This is a genomic window from Cupriavidus sp. HY129, from assembly GCF_059492215.1.
Window position 1 is genome coordinate 922,382 of record NZ_CP083255.1, and the last position, 16,978, is coordinate 939,359.

17 protein-coding genes are annotated in these 16,978 nt (G+C 64.1%); 12 read left to right on the forward strand and 5 right to left on the reverse strand.

Annotated features, from left to right (window positions below; genetic code table 11):
* The first annotated feature begins 1 nt into the window (after window position 1).
* Window positions 2–433, forward strand: coding sequence for a DUF6691 family protein (locus tag K6G35_RS20485; RefSeq protein ID WP_495676934.1), 432 nt, complete (start codon window positions 2–4; stop codon window positions 431–433).
* Here K6G35_RS20485 and K6G35_RS20490 read toward each other — a convergent pair whose 3' ends face one another.
* Window positions 434–1,822 carry a heavy metal sensor histidine kinase gene (locus K6G35_RS20490; protein WP_495676935.1) on the reverse strand — a complete coding sequence of 463 codons (1,389 nt, stop codon included), beginning with the start codon at window positions 1,820–1,822 and terminating at the stop codon, window positions 434–436.
* Window positions 1,822–2,508 (reverse strand): heavy metal response regulator transcription factor, encoded by a 687-nt coding sequence (locus tag K6G35_RS20495; protein ID WP_008647673.1) that lies wholly within the window; start codon window positions 2,506–2,508, stop codon window positions 1,822–1,824. Before K6G35_RS20495 ends, K6G35_RS20490 begins: the two co-directional genes overlap by 1 nt.
* 195 nt (window positions 2,509–2,703) lie before the next feature.
* Between K6G35_RS20495 and K6G35_RS20500 the strand changes: the two genes are divergently transcribed.
* The 4 genes from K6G35_RS20500 to copD are packed head-to-tail and all read left to right on the forward strand — an operon-like array spanning window position 2,704 to window position 6,913.
* Complete coding sequence (locus tag K6G35_RS20500; RefSeq protein ID WP_495676936.1) at window positions 2,704–4,536, forward strand: copper resistance system multicopper oxidase; 1,833 nt, start codon at window positions 2,704–2,706, stop codon at window positions 4,534–4,536.
* Window positions 4,533–5,570: a copper resistance protein B gene (locus K6G35_RS20505; RefSeq protein WP_035882798.1), complete on the forward strand. Its 1,038-nt coding sequence runs from the start codon at window positions 4,533–4,535 to the stop codon at window positions 5,568–5,570. The genes K6G35_RS20500 and K6G35_RS20505 overlap by 4 nt, the downstream gene beginning before the upstream one ends.
* 38 nt (window positions 5,571–5,608) lie before the next feature.
* Entirely contained in the window at window positions 5,609–5,995 is a 387-nt protein-coding gene (gene copC, locus K6G35_RS20510) for a copper homeostasis periplasmic binding protein CopC (protein ID WP_495676937.1), read from the forward strand.
* Window positions 5,996–6,013: 18 nt separating this feature from the next.
* Window positions 6,014–6,913: a copper homeostasis membrane protein CopD gene (gene copD / locus K6G35_RS20515; protein WP_495676938.1), complete on the forward strand. Its 900-nt coding sequence runs from the start codon at window positions 6,014–6,016 to the stop codon at window positions 6,911–6,913.
* Between the two features lie 27 nt (window positions 6,914–6,940).
* On the opposite strand, the gene K6G35_RS20520 is transcribed toward copD, so the two are convergent.
* Both K6G35_RS20520 and K6G35_RS20525 read right to left on the reverse strand, forming a co-directional pair.
* Complete coding sequence (locus K6G35_RS20520; RefSeq protein ID WP_008647667.1) at window positions 6,941–7,321, reverse strand: SHOCT domain-containing protein; 381 nt, start codon at window positions 7,319–7,321, stop codon at window positions 6,941–6,943.
* A gap of 261 nt (window positions 7,322–7,582) precedes the next feature.
* Window positions 7,583–8,494: a LysR family transcriptional regulator gene (locus K6G35_RS20525; protein WP_286882680.1), complete on the reverse strand. Its 912-nt coding sequence runs from the start codon at window positions 8,492–8,494 to the stop codon at window positions 7,583–7,585.
* A 125-nt stretch (window positions 8,495–8,619) separates the two neighbouring features.
* Between K6G35_RS20525 and K6G35_RS20530 the strand changes: the two genes are divergently transcribed.
* From K6G35_RS20530 to pstS, 3 genes are all read left to right on the forward strand, one after another.
* Entirely contained in the window at window positions 8,620–9,594 is a 975-nt protein-coding gene (locus tag K6G35_RS20530) for an NAD-dependent epimerase/dehydratase family protein (protein WP_495676939.1), read from the forward strand.
* Between the two features lie 168 nt (window positions 9,595–9,762).
* Window positions 9,763–10,260, forward strand: coding sequence for a DUF3761 domain-containing protein (locus tag K6G35_RS20535; protein WP_495676940.1), 498 nt, complete (start codon window positions 9,763–9,765; stop codon window positions 10,258–10,260).
* A gap of 186 nt (window positions 10,261–10,446) precedes the next feature.
* A complete protein-coding gene (pstS, locus tag K6G35_RS20540; RefSeq protein ID WP_495676941.1) occupies window positions 10,447–11,514 on the forward strand; it encodes a phosphate ABC transporter substrate-binding protein PstS in 1,068 nt (355 codons plus the stop codon).
* A 49-nt stretch (window positions 11,515–11,563) separates the two neighbouring features.
* Here pstS and K6G35_RS20545 read toward each other — a convergent pair whose 3' ends face one another.
* Window positions 11,564–11,905: a DHCW motif cupin fold protein gene (locus K6G35_RS20545; RefSeq protein WP_008641490.1), complete on the reverse strand. Its 342-nt coding sequence runs from the start codon at window positions 11,903–11,905 to the stop codon at window positions 11,564–11,566.
* A gap of 72 nt (window positions 11,906–11,977) precedes the next feature.
* Between K6G35_RS20545 and K6G35_RS20550 the strand changes: the two genes are divergently transcribed.
* The 4 genes from K6G35_RS20550 (at window position 11,978) to K6G35_RS20565 (ending at window position 16,977) form a co-directional block, all read left to right on the forward strand.
* A complete protein-coding gene (locus K6G35_RS20550) occupies window positions 11,978–12,343 on the forward strand; it encodes a hypothetical protein (RefSeq protein ID WP_008641491.1) in 366 nt (121 codons plus the stop codon).
* 173 nt (window positions 12,344–12,516) lie between these two features.
* Entirely contained in the window at window positions 12,517–15,036 is a 2,520-nt protein-coding gene (locus tag K6G35_RS20555; protein WP_035882793.1) for an EAL domain-containing protein, read from the forward strand.
* Window positions 15,037–15,207: 171 nt separating this feature from the next.
* On the forward strand, window positions 15,208–15,741 hold the full coding sequence (locus K6G35_RS20560; RefSeq protein ID WP_495676942.1) for a cysteine hydrolase family protein: 534 nt from the start codon (window positions 15,208–15,210) through the stop codon (window positions 15,739–15,741).
* 48 nt (window positions 15,742–15,789) lie between these two features.
* Window positions 15,790–16,977: a GGDEF domain-containing protein gene (locus K6G35_RS20565; RefSeq protein WP_008641494.1), complete on the forward strand. Its 1,188-nt coding sequence runs from the start codon at window positions 15,790–15,792 to the stop codon at window positions 16,975–16,977.
* The last annotated feature ends 1 nt before the right edge of the window (window position 16,978 follow it).

The following is a 16,978-nucleotide window of genomic DNA, read 5'->3' on the forward strand; positions in this document are numbered from 1 at the left end:
TATGAGCGCCATCACCGCACTGCTCGCGGGCCTGCTGTTCGGCATCGGCCTGATGGTTTCCGGCATGGCCAATCCGGCCAAGGTGCTGGGTTTTCTCGACCTGGCGGGGCGTTGGGACCCCTCGCTCGCCTTCGTGATGGTCGGCGCCATTGCGATTGGCTCGGTGGCGTTCCTGCTGGCCAAGCGCCGCCAGCGTTCGCTGCTCGGGTTGCCCATGCAGCTGCCGACGAATACTGTCATCACGCCGAGGCTCCTCATCGGCAGCGCGCTGTTCGGTATCGGTTGGGGGACGGCGGGCTTCTGCCCGGGCCCCGCGCTGGTGGCGTTGGGCGCAGGCTATCCGAAGGCCATCGGCTTCGTGCTGGCCATGGCGGCCGGGATGCTGGTCTTCGAAGTGCTGGAACGCAGCAAGGTGCGCGTCGCGCGCGCCTGATCAGGCTTGCGCGCTCCGCGGCGGGAATCGCAGCACGAAACGGGTCTTTCCGTTCGCCGACTGGACCGAGATACCGCCGCCGTGCGCGGTCATGATCGCGCGCGTGATGGAGAGCCCAAGCCCGACGCTGTCCGACTCGGGCCGCCGCCTCGACTTGTCACCGCGGAAAAACCGATCGAACAGCGAAGGCAACAACTCGGCCGGAATCTCGGGCCCATCGTTTTCCACCGCCACCACCACGCTGCCGCCTTCCGCGTGCGCCTCGACAACCACCGCGCCGGCCTGCGGTGTGTGGCGTAGCGCGTTGGAGAGCAGATTGCTCAGCGCGCGCCGCAGCATCAGGCGGTCGCCCTCGACGATGCCGTCGCCCTGCAGCCGCAGTGCCACCTGTTTGTCCTCGGCCAGCGCTTCATAGAACTCGAACAGCGCCCCCGCTTCCTGCGCGATGGAAATGGTTTCCTTGTGCGGCAGGTCGAGCCCGTGTTCCATCTTGGCCAGATACAGCATGTCCGAAACCATGCGCGACAGCCGTTGCAGCTCTTCCGCATTGGAGGCCAGGATTTCCCGATACTTCTCGGCGTCCCTGGGTTGTGACAAGGCCACCTGCGTCTGCGTCATCAGATTCGTCAGCGGCGTGCGCAGTTCGTGCGCGAGATCGGACGAGAATTCGGACAGGCGGCGGAAATCATCCTGCAGGCGTTCCAGCATCGCATTGAGGTTGGCGGCGAGATTGGCCACTTCCTCGGGAACGGCTTCCACCGGCATCCGTTCATGGAGCTTGTCTCCCGTGACGACTTTTGCTCGCGTGGCCATGGCGCGTAATGGCGCCAGACCTCGGCGCGCGGCCCACCAGCCGAAAATACCGCTGGCCAGCACAGCCAGCGCTACATACGAGACCAGCGATCGGCGGAAGGCGTGGACGAAATGCTCGTGGATCTCCGTGTCCATCCCCAGCAGCACGTCGGTGCGTTCTCCCGCCGCGTTCACCGTGGCACGCATGCCGCGATAGGTCTTGCCGTCCTGCGTCCATTGGAAGATGTCGTCATCGCCGACATGCTTGCGCGATGCCTCAATCGACGTCTTCAGCGCTGCGGCAAAGTCGAAATCCGGCGTGGCGTAGTGCACCTGACCGTTGGCACCGCGCGTATAGACCAGGAGTCCGCTGTGATGCTGGTAGGCGTCCGCCAGGCGCGTGGGCAGCGTGCTGCCGGTGTTGTCGGCGATGGTCTTCTCGACCAGGCGCATGTTGTCGCGCAGCAGCGCGTAGTCCTCCACCGCGAAGTGCCGGTCCATGGCCGTGAAGATCAGCACGCCAAGCCCGAGCAGCACGCAGGCCGAGGTCAGCGAGAACAGCGCGGTCAGCCGCGTGGTCAGCGAATAGCCGCGCATCAGGCCAGATCCTCGGGTGCTTCCAGCACGTATCCCATGCCACGCACGGTCTGGATCAGCTTGTCGTCGAAGTCGTCGTCGATCTTCGCGCGCAGGCGGCGGATCGCCACGTCGATCACATTGCTGTCGCTGTCGAAGTTCATGTCCCAGACCTGCGAGGCGATCAGCGAACGCGGCAGTACCTCGCCACGGCGGCGGGCCAGTAGTTCCAGCAGCGCGAACTCCTTGCCAGTCAGCACGATCCTGCGCCCGGCGCGCGTGGCTCTGCGTCGGGCCAGATCCAGCACGAGATCGGCGATCTGAATACGATCGACCGGTGCCTGCGCGGCACCCCGGCGCAACAGCGTGCGCACGCGGGCCAGCAGTTCGGAGAACGCGAACGGCTTGACGAGGTAGTCGTCCGCGCCGAGTTCCAGCCCTTTCACGCGGTCGGCGACGCTGTCACGCGCCGTCAGGAACAGCACCGGCACGGGATTGCCGGCGGCCCGGATGTTCTGCAGGATGCGCCAGCCATCGATATCGGGCAGCATCACATCGAGGATCAGCAGGTCGTAGGACTCGTTCAGCGCCATGTGCTGGCCGTCCTGCCCGTTATGCACGAGGTCCACGATGAAGCCGGCCTCGGTCAGGCCCTGCCTCAGGTATTCGCCAGTCTTGGTTTCGTCCTCGACCACCAGGAGCTTCATACGTGTCCTCGTCAAACCAATGCACCCGGGCCCCGTGCCCGGAAAACGCCGCAAGTGTACGCCGCGGTCCGAACATGACGCGGACATTACCGGAATGTAATTTTTGGGTCATTAGGTGGTTACCGCGCCCTGACTACTCTGTGCTCGCTGCGCCATTTTGCTGGCGCGATTTCACGATGAGAAGGAATTGACAGCATGCGAGCCAACGTTCCGGCCGATCTGATTTTGCCTGTGCGGGCGGGGTTGTCCCGGCGTCGCTTCGTCCAGGGTCTTGCCGCCGGGGGTGTGCTCGGCGCGCTCGGGGGATTGTCGTCCGGAGGCTGGGCCAGTTCCGGGGGCGGGCAGGCTGCAACGGGCAATGGCACCGCCCCGGTCCTGCGTGGCACGGAGTTCGATCTCGTGATCGGCGAGTCGGCGGTCAACTTCACGGGCAAGCCCGGCATGGCCACCACCATCAACGGCATGCTTCCCGGCCCCACGTTGCGCTGGCGCAAGGGCGACACGGTGACGATCCGCGTCACCAATCGCCTGAACGAGCCCACCTCGATTCACTGGCACGGCATCATCCTGCCGTATCAGATGGACGGCGTGCCCGGTATCAGCTTCCCGGGCATTCCGCCCGGCGAGACGTTCACCTACCGCTTCAAGGTGGATCAGACCGGCAGCTATTGGTACCACTCGCACTCGGGCTTCCAGGAGATGACCGGCGTCTACGGCAGCCTGATTATCGACGGCGACGAAGATCCAGTGCGTGCCGACCGCGACTACGCGGTGCTGCTGTCCGACTGGACGGACGAGGATCCGATGCGGGTCATGTCCAAGCTCAAGATCCAGAGCGACTACTACAACTACAACCAGCCCACCGTAGTGGACTTCTTCCGCGACGTCTCCAACGACGGGCTTGGCGCCGCGCTGGAGAAGCGAAAGATGTGGAACCAGATGCGGATGAGCCCGACCGATCTGGCCGACCTGTCGGGCGCCACGCTGACGTACCTGATGAATGGCGTCACCCCTGCCGGCAACTGGACGGGGCTGTTCCGTCCCGGCGAGCGCGTGCGCCTGCGCTTCGTCAACGGCGCAGGCAACACGTTCTACGACGTGCGCATTCCGGACCTGAAGCTCAAGGTGATACAGGTCGACGGCCAGAACATCGAGCCCGTGACGGTCGACGAATTCCGCTTCGGCCCGGGGGAAACCTGCGACGTGCTGGTGGAACCGTCCGACGACGCGCACACGATCTTCGCCCAGTCGATGGACCGCACCGGCTTCGCGCGCGGCACGCTGGCCGTGCGCGAGGGCCTGCAGCCGCCGGTACCGGCGCCCGACAAGGCGGAGTGGCTCACCATGGGTGACATGATGGGCAGCATGAACCACGGGGCGATGGATCATGGCGCGATGAACCACGGCGCGATGCCCATGGATCATAGCCAGCACGATATGTCCGATATGTCCGGCATGGCTGGGATGAGTGGCATGTCACATGGCGACTCGCTCAAGGTACCCAGCACGCGGGCACGTCATGCGCGTACCGAGTACGGTCCGAGCACCGACATGCGCGTGGACATGGCGCGCACCAACCTCGACGACCCCGGCATCGGGCTGCGCAACAACGGGCGCCGGGTGCTGACACTGGCGGACATGCATACGGTCGGTGGCCCGATGGACCATCGTGGCCCGGGCCGCGAGGTGGAGTTGCACCTGACCGGCAACATGGAGCGCTACACGTGGTCGTTCGACGGCGTGGAGTACGGCAAGTCGACCCCGGTGTTCTTCAAGCATGGCGAGCGCCTGCGGGTGATTCTCCACAACGACACGATGATGACCCACCCGATGCACATGCATGGCATGTGGAGCGAACTGGAGGCGCCCGACGGCACGTTCCAGGCCCGTCGTCATACGATTCCCGTGCAGCCCGCGCAACGCATCAGCTTCCTCGTGACCGCCGATGCGCTCGGACGCTGGGCATGGCACTGCCACTTGATGATGCATATGGACATGGGCATGTTCCGTGAAGTGGTGGTGGCATGATGAAAGCACGCAACCCACTCACACTGACGCTGCTCGCGGCGGCGCTTCTCTCCGTCAGCATGGGCGCCGCATGGGCCCAGCATTCGCACGCGGACCACGCGTCGCACGCTGCCCCATCTGCCAACGTGGCCAGCGCGACCACTTCGGATTCGATGTCATCGATGCAGGGCATGGATGGCGGCGAGATCCAGACCATGGACAGCGGCGAAAGCGGCGACATTCAGACCATGGACGGCGGTAACGCCGGAAGCGCGCCGCCCGCCATGGATCATGGCGACATGAAGATGCAGGGAGGCAGTGCGCCGCCGGATGCGCGCGATCCGAATGCCTATTCGGGCGGCTACTTGCTCGGCGTCGGCAAGTACGCGCTGGACGAGCATCGCCAGCTTCACATGGCCGACGAACACCTGTTTGCCTCGGTGCTGGTGGACCGCCTGGAGTGGACGCACGGCAACGGTAGCAATGCAACCTCGTACGAAGCCCAGGCATGGATCGGCAGCGCCTATAACAAACTTGTGATCAAGGCCGAAGGCGAAGCCGAGAAAGGCCGGGTGCATGAGGCCCGCACCGAGCTGTTGTGGGGCCATGCGATTTCCACGTTCTGGGATACGCAGGTCGGCTTGCGCAACGATGCCGGCTATGGCCGGCCCGCGCGGAACTGGCTGGCCTTCGGCGTGCAGGGTTTGGCGCCGTACTGGTTCGAGGTCGATGCCACGGCTTACGTGGGCAACGAGGGGCGTACCGCGCTGCGGCTGTCTGCCGAGTATGAGCTGCTGATTACGCAGCGGCTGATTCTCCAGCCGCGCATCGAAGCGAACCTGTACGGCAAGAATGACCCGGCGACCGGCACCGGTAGTGGGCTGTCGAACGGCGCGGTGGGATTGCGTCTGCGTTACGAGTTCAGTCGCCAGTTCGCGCCGTACATCGGCGTCGAGCGCTACCAGACGTTCGGCAATACCGCCGATATGGTTCGCACATCAGGCGGCCGTAGCGGCGAGACGCGTTTCGTTGCCGGCGTGCGTGCCTGGTTCTGATCGCGTCCGGCTTCAATCGTTTTACCCAGGGAGATCTCATGACTTATATCCACACCGTGGCCAAGGCGCTGGTTGCCGCCACCGCGCTTCTGGCCAGTGCCGCCGCCCTCGCGCACCCCAAGCTTGTCAGCGCCACGCCTGCCGACAAGTCCGAAGGGCCCGCGCCCACGCGGATCGAACTGCTGTTCTCCGAGAACCTCGTCAAGCAGGTCTCCGGCGCGAATCTGGTCATGACCGGGATGCCCGGCATGGCCGATCATCCGCCAATGAAGATCGCGGCCAGTGTGTCCGGGGGCGACGATCCCAAGGCGATGATCATCACGCCGAAGAGCCCGCTGGTACCGGGCACCTATCGCCTGGACTGGCGGGCGGTGTCGTCGGACACCCATCCGGTCAACGGCAGCATCACCTTCACGACGAAGTAACGCGGGCAGGGCTATCCAATGGAGGTCGACTGGCTCAACGTGTGGGTGCGGTTCGCGCTCTATCTGGATCTGATGCTGCTGTTTGGCTTGCCGCTGTTTGCCCTGTACGCGCTGCGAAAGGACGAACGCGGAGCCGCCAGCGCCCGGTGCTATAGCGGCTACGCCACGATGGCCGCGCTCATCGGTCTGGTGCTTTCCGTCGTGGACATGGCCGTGGTGGCCAAGGCCATGACCGGCGTGGAAGGGTATGCGGATCTGGGGGGCGATACGGTGGCGATGATCGCGACCGAGACAGCCTTCGGTATCGCCTGTTTCATTCGCATGAGCGCGCTTCTCGGTGGACTGCTCGCGAGCTTCGCGCTCGCGCATCGGCCGACGCTGCGCTATCGGGTCCTCGTCGCCTGTGGCGCCGTCGCGCTGGCAACGCTCGCATGGGGAGGCCACGGCGCGATGAACGAGGGGCTGTCCGGCGTCGTGCATCTGCTGGTCGATATTGCGCATCTGCTCGCGGGCGGCGCATGGATCGGCGCGCTGGCTGGATTCCTGATGCTGGCCCGGATGGGCGTTCTCGCAGTGCTGGACCGCGCCGCGCGCGGGTTTGCGAGTATCGGTACCGTAATCGTCGGGACGCTGGTGACGACCGGGGCAGTCAACTACTGGTTCATCGCCGGCATGCCGACGCTGGAGCGACTGACGTCGCCCTACGGCCGGATTCTGCTGGTCAAGCTGGCGCTATTCGCCGCGATGCTGGTGATGGCAGCGCTGAACCGGTATCGCCTGGGCCCGGCGCTGGCGACGGCATCGGACAGTGGCGCGGCCGTGCGGGCGCTGCGCAGGAGCTTCGTTATCGAAGCCCTGCTAGGCGTGGCGGTGCTGGCGATCGTGGCCGTGCTGGGTGTGCAATCGCCTGAGCCTTGATGGACTTCCGCCTCTGGTCGCGACGCTTTACTCGACCAGCTTTGCCCGCAGCCGCTTGAATTCGTCCTCGGAGATGGAGCCGGACGCTTTTAGGCGGTCGAGCTTTTCCAGTTCGTCGGCGACACTGAAGCCGACCACCTGGCGAAGTTCGTTGCGTGCCTCCCGCGCACGTTCCTGATTGCGCTCTGCCATGCCGCGACCCTGAGTGAGGATGTAGGCGAAGACGCCGATGTAGGGCAGCACGATCAGGAAGATCACCCACAGCACCTTGGCGAAGCCCGATACGTCATGACGCCGGAACAGATCGCCGGAAATGGTGATGAGCAACCAGAACCACAGGATGAAAAGGAAGATGGAAAAAACGTCGATGATGAAGTTTCCAAATGAAAAACCTTCCTGAATAACCATTGATGCTCTCCATTGAAAAGAAAATGGTCCCGATAAGGGAAAAGGCGATTGGTTGATCCGATTCGTGCGATAGAACAATGCGCGCCGGGCGCAATGCAGGTGGTCAGTGGCGCGTCAACCTCATTAGGTATAGCAGGTGTGACGACAAGTAATCACTTTCACCGTTATGAAAGTTTCTTGTCGGGATGATTCCTGATTTTGCAGGATGCGACGGATGCCATCCGCTTCAGGCCGACGTCGGCGAATGTCCGCGCGTTGCGGTCAGGCCCCTTGCCCGGGAGCACTTTTGATATATGCGTCCAGCCCGTTGGCCAGCGCGGCGAAGGTCACGGCGCAGCGTGCGTTGTCACGCAGGTCTTCATGCATGGCTACCCAGGTGTCCAGCGTGACCGAGAACTGCTCGGGCAACACCCTCACCAGTTGGGGATCCCGTGCCGCCAGCGCGGCCTGGCACACGCCAATGCCGAATCCCGCACGGATGGCGCCGAGTTGGGCCAGGTCGCTGTCGCTGCGAAACGCCAGGCTATCCCGCCAGAAGGGTTTGAACTTGCTCTGCAACCGGCGGATGAAGTCGTTTTCCTGATCGAAGCCGATGAGCGCATGGCGCGACAGCTCGCTCGTCGAGCCAGGCACGCCGTGCGCCTGCAGATAGCGGGTGTGCGCGTGCAAGCCAATTTCGATACCGCCGACATGCCGGGCGATCAAGGCCCCCTGGACCGGTCGGAACATGCGGATGGCGATGTCCGCCTCGCGGCGCAGCAGGTCGTCAGGCTGATTCGACAGGACGAGTTCGACCACCAGCTCCTGATGCGCGTCGCGCAAGGCCGTCAGGATCGGAGGCAGTACCTCGGCACCAATGACTTCGCTCGCGGTCAGCCGTACCGTGCCCCGGACGCCCGCGCCGTGGCTGCTTGCAACCCGGCGCAGCGCGGCGGCGGTGGCGGCGATGCTCGCCGCGTATGGCTTCAGTTCATGAGCGGCCTCGGTGGGGGCGAAGCCGTCGAACGAGCGCGTGAACAGCTTCAACCCCAGGGCCGACTCGAGGCTGTCGATATGTCGCCCGACAGTGGGCTGCGTGATGCCGAGGGCCCGGCCGGCGGCGGAGAGCGAGCCGACCTCCAGCACCTGCAAGAATGTCCGGTACCACTCCCAGCTCGGTTCGTTTCGCGTCATGGTATGCATTTTTAAATAGTTGCCAGTCGATTCTAGGCAATTTTCTTTCGATTGCGGGTGCGCCACACTGCGGTTTCGCGAATTGCTCGCTGCCTTCCCAATCCGTTACCGAAAGGAAATCCGATATGTCCAAAGTTGCCTTGTTTGGCGCGGCAGGCGCCATTGGCCGGAGCATCGCGGCCGCCCTGCGCAGCAGGGGTGAGCCCTATCGGGTGGTGGGCCGGCACGAGGCCAGCCTGCGCCAGGCCTTCGGCGATGACCCGCTGGCGGAGATCCTGACCTGGAATCCGGACTCGCCGGACGCGATTCAGGCGGCCGCCACGGGTGTGGAGACCTTGATCTATCTGGTCGGCGTGAACTACTGGCAGTTCGAGCTGCACCCCGCGCTGATGCGCAGGACGCTCGACGCCGCCGTGGCGGCCGGCGTGAAGCACATCATCCTGATCGGCACGGTGTACCCATATGGCAGGGCAAGGACGACACCCGTGCGCGAGGACCATCCGCGCGAACCCCACACCTTCAAGGGGCGTATGCGCAAGTCGCAGGAGGACCTGCTGATGCAGGCACATGCCGATGGACGCATCCGTGCCACCGTGCTGCGTTTGCCGGACTTCTATGGTCCCGGCGTCGAGAACAGCCTGCTGCATCGCGCGGTGCTGGCGGCTGCGAACGGCGGCACGGCCGACCTGATCGGGCCGATCGACACGCCGCATGAGTTCATCTTCGTGCCGGACGTGGGCCCGGTGGTAGCCCGGCTGGTTGATACCCCGGCTGCCTTCGGCAAGATCTGGCACCTCGCCGGGGCCGGCGTCACCACGCAGCGCGAACTGGTGGAAGAGATGGAGCGCCAGACCGGCCGTGCGATCAAACTGCGCGTGGTGGGCAAGACGATGCTGCGTCTGCTGGGGCTGTTCAATCCGCTGATGCGCGAACTGGTCGAGATGCAGTATCTGCAGACCGACCCCGTGATCATGGACGACTCGGCGTTGCAGGCGCTGATTGGTCCGATTCGAAAGACGTCTTATCAAGACGGCATTCGCCAGACGCTGGCTGCCGCCATGTGCGCCAATACACGCTTGGCGCCCGCTTCGGCCGGCTGAAACTTGCCCGACTTGGAGGTGCTGTCAACGCAACGCTTCCGGCGACAGTTATTGGGGACGAGCGAGAGCGATGCGCGCGGCGCCAGCGTCGCGCTGCAACGTACCTGATCGCCTACTCGGCTCAAGCGTTTTTCTTCTCGTCGATTCACCCCGATACGGGAGCAGCCAATGAAGAATTTGCTGAAGTCGATGGCCCTTGCGGCCGCGCTGGGTTTGTCGCTCGGCGCACAGGCCCAGGCACCTGCTGGCGCGCCAGCAGGCAGCACGGGCCTCTGCAAGGACGGAAGTTACTACTCCGGCGCCAGCAAGAAGGGCGCTTGCGCAGGGCACAAGGGCGTCAAGGAGTGGTATGGCGGCACCGCCGCAGCATCCGCACCAGCCGCGATGGCACCGGCCGCGATGGCGCCTGCCGCGGCACCCGCGCCCAAGGCCGCCGCCCCGGCGACAACAGCCGCACCTGCGGCCCCCGCCACTGCCACCGAGAAAAAGACCACCGCCGCCGCCCCGGGCGGAGGCCCTGGCCAGGTCTGGGTCAACTCGTCGACCAAGGTCTACCACTGCCCGTCCGATCGCTACTACGGCAAGACCAAGAGCGGCGCGTACATGTCAGAGGCCGACGCCAAGGCCAAGGGCTACAAGCCCGATCACGGCAAGGCCTGTTCCTGAGCGGGAACTGACGCGGGACCCAGGGCTCCGTGCCCAGACAGTCCAGAGGTATCCCGGGCAACCGGGACGCCTCTGGAGATGTCATGCTCCGATCATTTGATCAATCCAGACAGCAAGCCGATCGGATACGAACCGTGCCGCTCGCGCGCCGCTACAATGCCGGCTGCCCACTTTCCATGAACGATCATGCTCAAGCGCACTGCGTTGGCCATTCTTGGCTTGGCGCTCATCACGTCCACTGCCGTAGCCGCTGATATTCAGGGCGCGGGTTCGACGGCGGCCGCGCCGGTCTATCGCGTCTGGTCGAGCGGCTATGCCGCGGCCACCGGCACCCGGCTCAATTACGCGGCGGTTGGATCGGGCGAAGGTATTCGTCGTATCCGGGAAGGGCAGGTCGATTTCGGCGCGTCGGATGTGCCGCTGTCTCCCCAGGAAGCAAGCAAGTCCGGGCTGGTCTGTGTGCCGACCGTCGTTACCGCTGCGGTTCCGGTGGTCAACCTGCCTTCCGTCCCGAAGGGCCAGTTGAAGCTGACCGGAGATTTGCTGGCGAAGATTTTCCTGGGCAAGGTCGATAGCTGGGATGCGCCGGAGATCCGTGCCGTGAATCCGGGTCTCGCCCTGCCGAACCTGAAGATCCACCCCGTGGTGCGTGCCGACGGTTCGGGCACCACCTATCACTTCAGCGCCTATCTGAGCGAGGTGAGTGCCGATTGGAAGTCGACGTATGGCACCAAGTCCGCGTTCTCATGGCCGGCCGGCTACACCGGTGCCAAAGGCAGTGGCGAGGTCGTGAAGGCGGTCCAGAGCAACCGTGGCGCTATCGGCTACATCGACTACAACTACGTGCTGGATGAAGGTCTGAATCCGGTGCAACTGCGCAATGCGGATGGCAACTTCGTCAGCGCCACGGTGGGCGGATTCCGCGATGCGGTGGTGCACAGCAACTGGAACCGGAGGGGCGATTTCACGGCCAGCCTGGTCAATCAGGCGGGCGCCGACGCATGGCCGATCACCATGGGGACGTTCGTCGTCGTGCCGGCCGTCAGCCGCGCCGGTGAGCGCACGCTCGAGGCCATGAAGTTCGTCACCTGGGGCTATCTCCACGGCGACCAGCTCGCCCGCGAAGCGAAGTTCGTGCCGCTGCCCGGACAGGTGCAGGCGAACGCGTATCGGGAACTGGCGCGCGTGACGGATGCCAGCGGCAAGGCCATCGGCCTGCAAAGCATGGCATCGCCCGCAGGCAAGGCTCAGTAATGTCTCGCAATGGGGTACCCGGGCCGGATGGCAGGGCGTCCCCGCTGCTTCAATCGACGATGAACAACGTGGCACCCGTCGCGGTACGGGACTGATGGGCCTCGGCGTCGTCGCCGACCTGATAGCTCATGCCCGGCCGCAGCATGAATTGACGGCCGTCTGCGAGCGTCGTTTCCAGTTCGCCCTGCAGGCAGAACAGGACGTGCCCCTTCTTGCACCAGTGGTCCGCGAGGTATCCCGGCGAGTACTCGACCATGCGCACACGCACCCGGCGGTCGCCGTCGCCGAAGTACTGCGTGCGCCAGTAAGCCGCTCCGGTTTCTCCCTTGTGCTCGGTGCGTTCAATCTGCGACCAGTCGGTCGTGCCAAAGGGAAAGGCGTCCATCTTCATGCTAAGTTTCCAGGGGCGATTGAAGGCCGGGATTCTACACCTGCCAGCTTTCAGGCTTTCCCCGTATCGACTATGACCCGCACGTTTCGCACCATCCACCTCGCGCACATCCACTGCGTGTTCCGCTGCCTGGCCGTCACTGGTCTCCTGGCTTTCGGCAACGCGCATGCCACCGACATCGACTGCGATCCGTCCGTCGTGTCTGCCCGACCGGTGCCGGCGCATCGCATGATCTGCGAGTCCGCGCTGTTCTCGATGGGCTACCAGCGCATCTTTGCTGATCAGCAGCGGCAACTCAAGGCTGGATCCATCACCGAGTCGGAAATCGCGGCGTTCCGCAAGAAGCGGGACGCCTGTGATTCGGCGGCGTGCCTGGATACGGTCTTCCGGGAGTGGAAGGCGTTCGCAGCCCAGGCCACCACCCGTCGCAAGCCATAACGAAAATCCCCCAATATCGAATATCGGCTGGATGGCCGATTTCTTTACCGTACCTTGGTAGGGGACATGGCTCGGGCTCCGGGGCAGTTTGACCTTAATCAAGGTTTCGCAGCCCTCCCGTCGCTACGCTGCCGGCATTTTCATGCAAGACAGAAGCGTTTTCGGGGAGAGAAATGCCACAACACACGCTGGATCTTGAAATCGATCACCTGATATCGAGATCCATCCTGGAGTGCGGCCCGCGCACCAGTGTCAGCGAAGTTGTCGCGATGATGGCGCAGCGCAGTTGCAGCTCGATCGTCGTGGTGGACCAGGGGCAGGTCGTCGGCATCTGGACCGAGCGGGACGCGCTGGCGCTCGGCGAGATGGGTGATGCGCTGTCGCGCCCCATCGCCGAGTTGATGAGTCATCCCGTACTGGCGCTGGACTGCCGCACCAGGCTCGGCGATGCCGCGCTGTACTTCAAGAGCAAGAGCATCCGCCATTGCCTGGTGGTGGATGACAGTGGGCGTCCGCTCGGCATGTTGTCGCAGACCGACCTCGTCATGAATCAGGGCGCCGAGTATTTTCTGCGCCTTCGCCCGATTCACTCGGTCAAGGTTCCGCCGCCGGTCATCGTCGACCCGGAAGAGAAACTGGCTGCAGTCATGCGTGTCATGCGTTCGGGCGGACTGAGCGCCGTAGTCGTCCGCTTTCCCGACGACGAGTACGGCATCCTGACGGAGCGCGACGTCGTGCGGCTGGCTGCCGCCAACGCGCTCGACGGCATCGTGTCGGATCATGCCAGTCGTCGCCTGCATTCGCTGGCGCATTCCAACAGCTTGTATTCGGCCCGGAAGTTTCTTTCGGACCATCGCTTGCGTCACGTTGGCGTGCTCGACGATCAAGGCGAGCTGACGGGTCTGCTAAGCCTGTCGGACATCCTGTGCGGTATCGAACACGAGTACGTGCATGAGCTACGGACGGCGCTGCACGAGCGCGACGAGGCACTGCGGCGATCCAACTACCATCTGCGGCTGGCCGATCGCGTATTCGAATCGACGCTCGACGGCGTGATGGTGACCGATCTGAACGGCGTGATCGAGCAGGTGAATCCAGCCTTCACGCAACTGACCGGCTACACGCTCGACGAGGCCATCGGCCGGACGCCGCGGATGCTGAGTTCGGGGCGCCAGGGTCCATCCTTTTACCAGGAAATGTGGAGCCAGTTGCGCGCGCAAGGTCACTGGAAGGGCGAGATCTGGAATCGCCGAAAGAACGGCGAGCTGTACCTCGAGCATCTGTCCGTCTCAAGCATCTGCAATCAGGCCGGCGAATGCACGCATTACGCGGCGATCTTCTCGGACATCACGCATCGCCGTATCGCGGAAGAGCGCCTGAACCATCTGGCCATGCACGATCCGCTGACGGACCTGCCGAACCGCACGCTGTTCAGCGAGCGGCTCAAGCAGGCCATCATTCGCGCCCGGCGCGCGTCCAGACGTGTGGCCGTGTTGTTCCTCGATCTCGATCGCTTCAAGATGATCAACGATACGATGGGGCACGGCACTGGAGACGACGCGCTCAGGATCATTGCCATGCGGCTCAAGCATGCCGTGCGCGAGAGCGACACGGTGGCCCGGCTTGGCGGGGACGAGTTCACGATCGTTGTCGAGGAGATCGAGGACATCCGTCATGTCGCGCATATCGCGCAGGTGCTGCTGGAGGTGGTTGGTCAGCCAATCGATGCGGCCGGGCGCAGCGTGTTCGTGACGCCGAGCATCGGAATCAGCATTTATCCGGACGACGGCACGGATCAGCAGCAACTGTTGATGCAGGCCGACCGCGCCATGTACGAAGCCAAGCAGGAAGGCAAGAACACCTTCCGCTTCTTCGCCACGCAGATGACTTCGTCCGCGAAGGAAAGCATGGCGCTCGAGAGCGAACTACGTCGCGCGCTGACGCGCCGCGAGTTTCGCCTCCACTATCAACCGATCTACGACCTGGGCTCGGGAAGGATCGTCAGCGTCGAAGCGCTGCTGCGCTGGCAGCATCCGACGCGCGGGCTGCTGTCACCCGGTGCCTTCATCGATGTGGCCGAGGAATCGGCCCTGGTCGTGCCGATTGGCGCCTGGGTGTTGCGCGAGGCGTGCCGGCAGGGTGCGGCCTGGCTCCGGTCGGGCTTCGAATTCGGCCGCATGTCGGTCAACCTGTCTGCCAGGCAGATCCGCCACGAGCATTTCCTGCATGACGTCTCCGATGTGCTGAGCGACGCCGGCATGCAGCCGGAGCATCTGCAGCTTGAACTGGTGGAGAGCATGGCCATGACCGGAAACGGCGTGACCGAGCTGGTGCTTGGCGAACTGGCGCGCCGCGGTGTCGGTCTGGCCATCGACGACTTCGGAACGGGCTATTCCTCGTTTACCTATCTGCAGACGCTGCCGGTCAATACCGTCAAGGTGGATCGCTCTTTCCTGACCGCTGTGATCGAGCGGGAGCGCGACGGTGCGATTCTTCGCGCGATCGTTGCCATGGCCCGTGCGCTTGGCCTGACCGTGGTGGCCGAGGGCGTGGAGAACATCGCCCAACTGCAGTTTCTGCGCGAGATCGGTTGCGACCGCGCGCAGGGTTTTCTGCTTGCCAGGCCCGGACCGGCCGAGGTCCTGACCGCCCTGGGCAATGCCGCGCATCCGTTGATCGCCTCGGGGGCCTGACTCGCAGCGCCGCCGCGTCGCCCGTCGATCTGCCGGGGACGCGCGGCCGAACGGAAGAACGGACGCACGCACTGGAGGCACCCACTAAGGTGGGGGACCGGTCGTGCAGCACCGGTCCCGTTCGTTGTTTCATGGCATGATTGAGCGATCAAGGTCTCCGACTTATCTGCCATGACAGCGGCCCTACTCGTCATCGATGTCCAGCAAGGCCTGTGCGAAGGCGATGAGGCCCCGCTCGCCTACGGCGACGTCATCGACCGCATCAACGATGTTGCCAGCAAGGCACGCACCGCGCGCGTGCCCGTCATATTTGTCCAGCATGAATCGGTGGACGACTACCTGCCGTATGGCTCCGCGCGCTGGCAGCTCGCGGATGGGCTGACCGCGCTGGAGAGCGACCTGCGCATCCGCAAGACCACGCCGGATTCTTTCTTCGGGACGACACTCGAGGCGACGCTGAAGGAGCACGGGGTGACGCACCTGGTAATCTGCGGCATGCATACCGAGTACTGCGTCGATACCACCACGCGGCGTGCGCTGGCGCTGGGCTATCCGGTGAGGCTGATCGAAGATGGTCACACCACTGTTTCGAATGCGGCCTTGTCTGCAGGGCAGATCATTCGCCATCACAACCTCACGCTGACGGGTATCAGCAGTTTCGGCCCGCGCGTATGTGCGGTGCCGGCGGCGGACATCACGTTCTGATTCGTCAGAGCCATTGTCAGCCGCTCTCACAGAAGCCCTTGCGCCCCCGTGTCGTTCTGCAACCAACTATCCCTGATCAACCCTGCGGTCTCGCTGATCTTCGCTGGCTGCTTCCTGGTGGTCTGGCGGCAGCTCCGCAGCCAGCACCTGCTGGCGTTCGGGGTGTCCTTTGCGCTTTATGCCGTGGCGGTGGCCATTCAGGTCCTGTCTCCGCCGAGCGATTCCGTCTGGACGACGCTCGTCGCCGCGCCGTTCTACATCGGCAGCACGATGCTGATCGCGTGCGGATTGCTGTGGCGCGCTCATGTCGAATCCACCACCGCACTGGCCGCCTGTTCGGGGGTGGCCATCGTCGAGTTCTCGCTGCTCGCGTACTTCCATTTCGCGGTACCTGACCTGACGGCGCGGATATATGTACACAACGTTGGCGCCGCGCTGATCTTCGGCATTGCGCTGGCTCAGCTTGGCGGCTTGCGGCGGGGCAGCGTGGCGGATCGAGCGATCTACTGGGTTTTCGTCGCCTTTACGGTGAACCTCGGCGTGCGGCTGCTGCTGAGCACGAGCGCACCTCCGCACACCGACGAATGCGGCAGGGCATTTTCGAGCTATTGGACGTATTTCCAGGTAGGCCAGACGCTCTTCAATGTCTTCTTCAGCCTGGTGCTGCTGGGCTCCGAGATTCACGCGCTGATCGAACGGATCCAGCACGAGCGGGATACGGATGCGCTGACGCGGCTTCACAACCGGAGAAGCTTCGAGGAACTCGCGCGCGCGACGATTTCGCGGGCCAATGGTGGGGTGCCCGGCCTGATCCTGGTGGACCTTGATTTCTTCAAGCTCATCAACGACAACCACGGTCACGCCAGTGGCGACGCGATACTCGTGGAGTTCGCGCGGATCGTCAGGCGCGTGGTGGGCGCGCGGGGAATCGCCGGCCGGCTTGGGGGCGAGGAGTTCGCGGTGCTATTGCCGCGGACGACCGGGGAGGAAGCGATCCATATCGCCGAAGAGATTCGGGAGACCCTCGAGCGCGCGCGTTTCGAGACGCTGCCGGATAGCCCGCGTGTGACGGCCAGCTTTGGTGTGGCGGTGTGGCAACCGCTGGAATCGCTCGATGCGCTGATGTCTCGTGCCGACGGGCTGCTCTATACCGCAAAGCGCAGCGGTCGCAATCGCGTGCACCACGCGCACGAACAGACGCCGATGCAGGAAGTGGGCAGCGAACGGCTGCCCTGAT

What these genes read in the sequence shown, in the direction of transcription:
- K6G35_RS20485 (WP_495676934.1), top strand. Translation starts at nt 2, where the DNA reads ATGAGCGCCATCACCGCACTGCTCGCGGGCCTGCTGTTCGGCATCGGC.
- K6G35_RS20490 (WP_495676935.1), bottom strand. Translation starts at nt 1,822, where the DNA reads ATGCGCGGCTATTCGCTGACCACGCGGCTGACCGCGCTGTTCTCGCTG.
- K6G35_RS20495 (WP_008647673.1), bottom strand. Translation starts at nt 2,508, where the DNA reads ATGAAGCTCCTGGTGGTCGAGGACGAAACCAAGACTGGCGAATACCTG.
- K6G35_RS20500 (WP_495676936.1), top strand. Translation starts at nt 2,704, where the DNA reads ATGCGAGCCAACGTTCCGGCCGATCTGATTTTGCCTGTGCGGGCGGGG.
- K6G35_RS20505 (WP_035882798.1), top strand. Translation starts at nt 4,533, where the DNA reads ATGATGAAAGCACGCAACCCACTCACACTGACGCTGCTCGCGGCGGCG.
- copC (WP_495676937.1), top strand. Translation starts at nt 5,609, where the DNA reads ATGACTTATATCCACACCGTGGCCAAGGCGCTGGTTGCCGCCACCGCG.
- copD (WP_495676938.1), top strand. Translation starts at nt 6,014, where the DNA reads ATGGAGGTCGACTGGCTCAACGTGTGGGTGCGGTTCGCGCTCTATCTG.
- K6G35_RS20520 (WP_008647667.1), bottom strand. Translation starts at nt 7,321, where the DNA reads ATGGTTATTCAGGAAGGTTTTTCATTTGGAAACTTCATCATCGACGTT.
- K6G35_RS20525 (WP_286882680.1), bottom strand. Translation starts at nt 8,494, where the DNA reads ATGACGCGAAACGAACCGAGCTGGGAGTGGTACCGGACATTCTTGCAG.
- K6G35_RS20530 (WP_495676939.1), top strand. Translation starts at nt 8,620, where the DNA reads ATGTCCAAAGTTGCCTTGTTTGGCGCGGCAGGCGCCATTGGCCGGAGC.
- K6G35_RS20535 (WP_495676940.1), top strand. Translation starts at nt 9,763, where the DNA reads ATGAAGAATTTGCTGAAGTCGATGGCCCTTGCGGCCGCGCTGGGTTTG.
- pstS (WP_495676941.1), top strand. Translation starts at nt 10,447, where the DNA reads ATGCTCAAGCGCACTGCGTTGGCCATTCTTGGCTTGGCGCTCATCACG.
- K6G35_RS20545 (WP_008641490.1), bottom strand. Translation starts at nt 11,905, where the DNA reads ATGAAGATGGACGCCTTTCCCTTTGGCACGACCGACTGGTCGCAGATT.
- K6G35_RS20550 (WP_008641491.1), top strand. Translation starts at nt 11,978, where the DNA reads ATGACCCGCACGTTTCGCACCATCCACCTCGCGCACATCCACTGCGTG.
- K6G35_RS20555 (WP_035882793.1), top strand. Translation starts at nt 12,517, where the DNA reads ATGCCACAACACACGCTGGATCTTGAAATCGATCACCTGATATCGAGA.
- K6G35_RS20560 (WP_495676942.1), top strand. Translation starts at nt 15,208, where the DNA reads ATGACAGCGGCCCTACTCGTCATCGATGTCCAGCAAGGCCTGTGCGAA.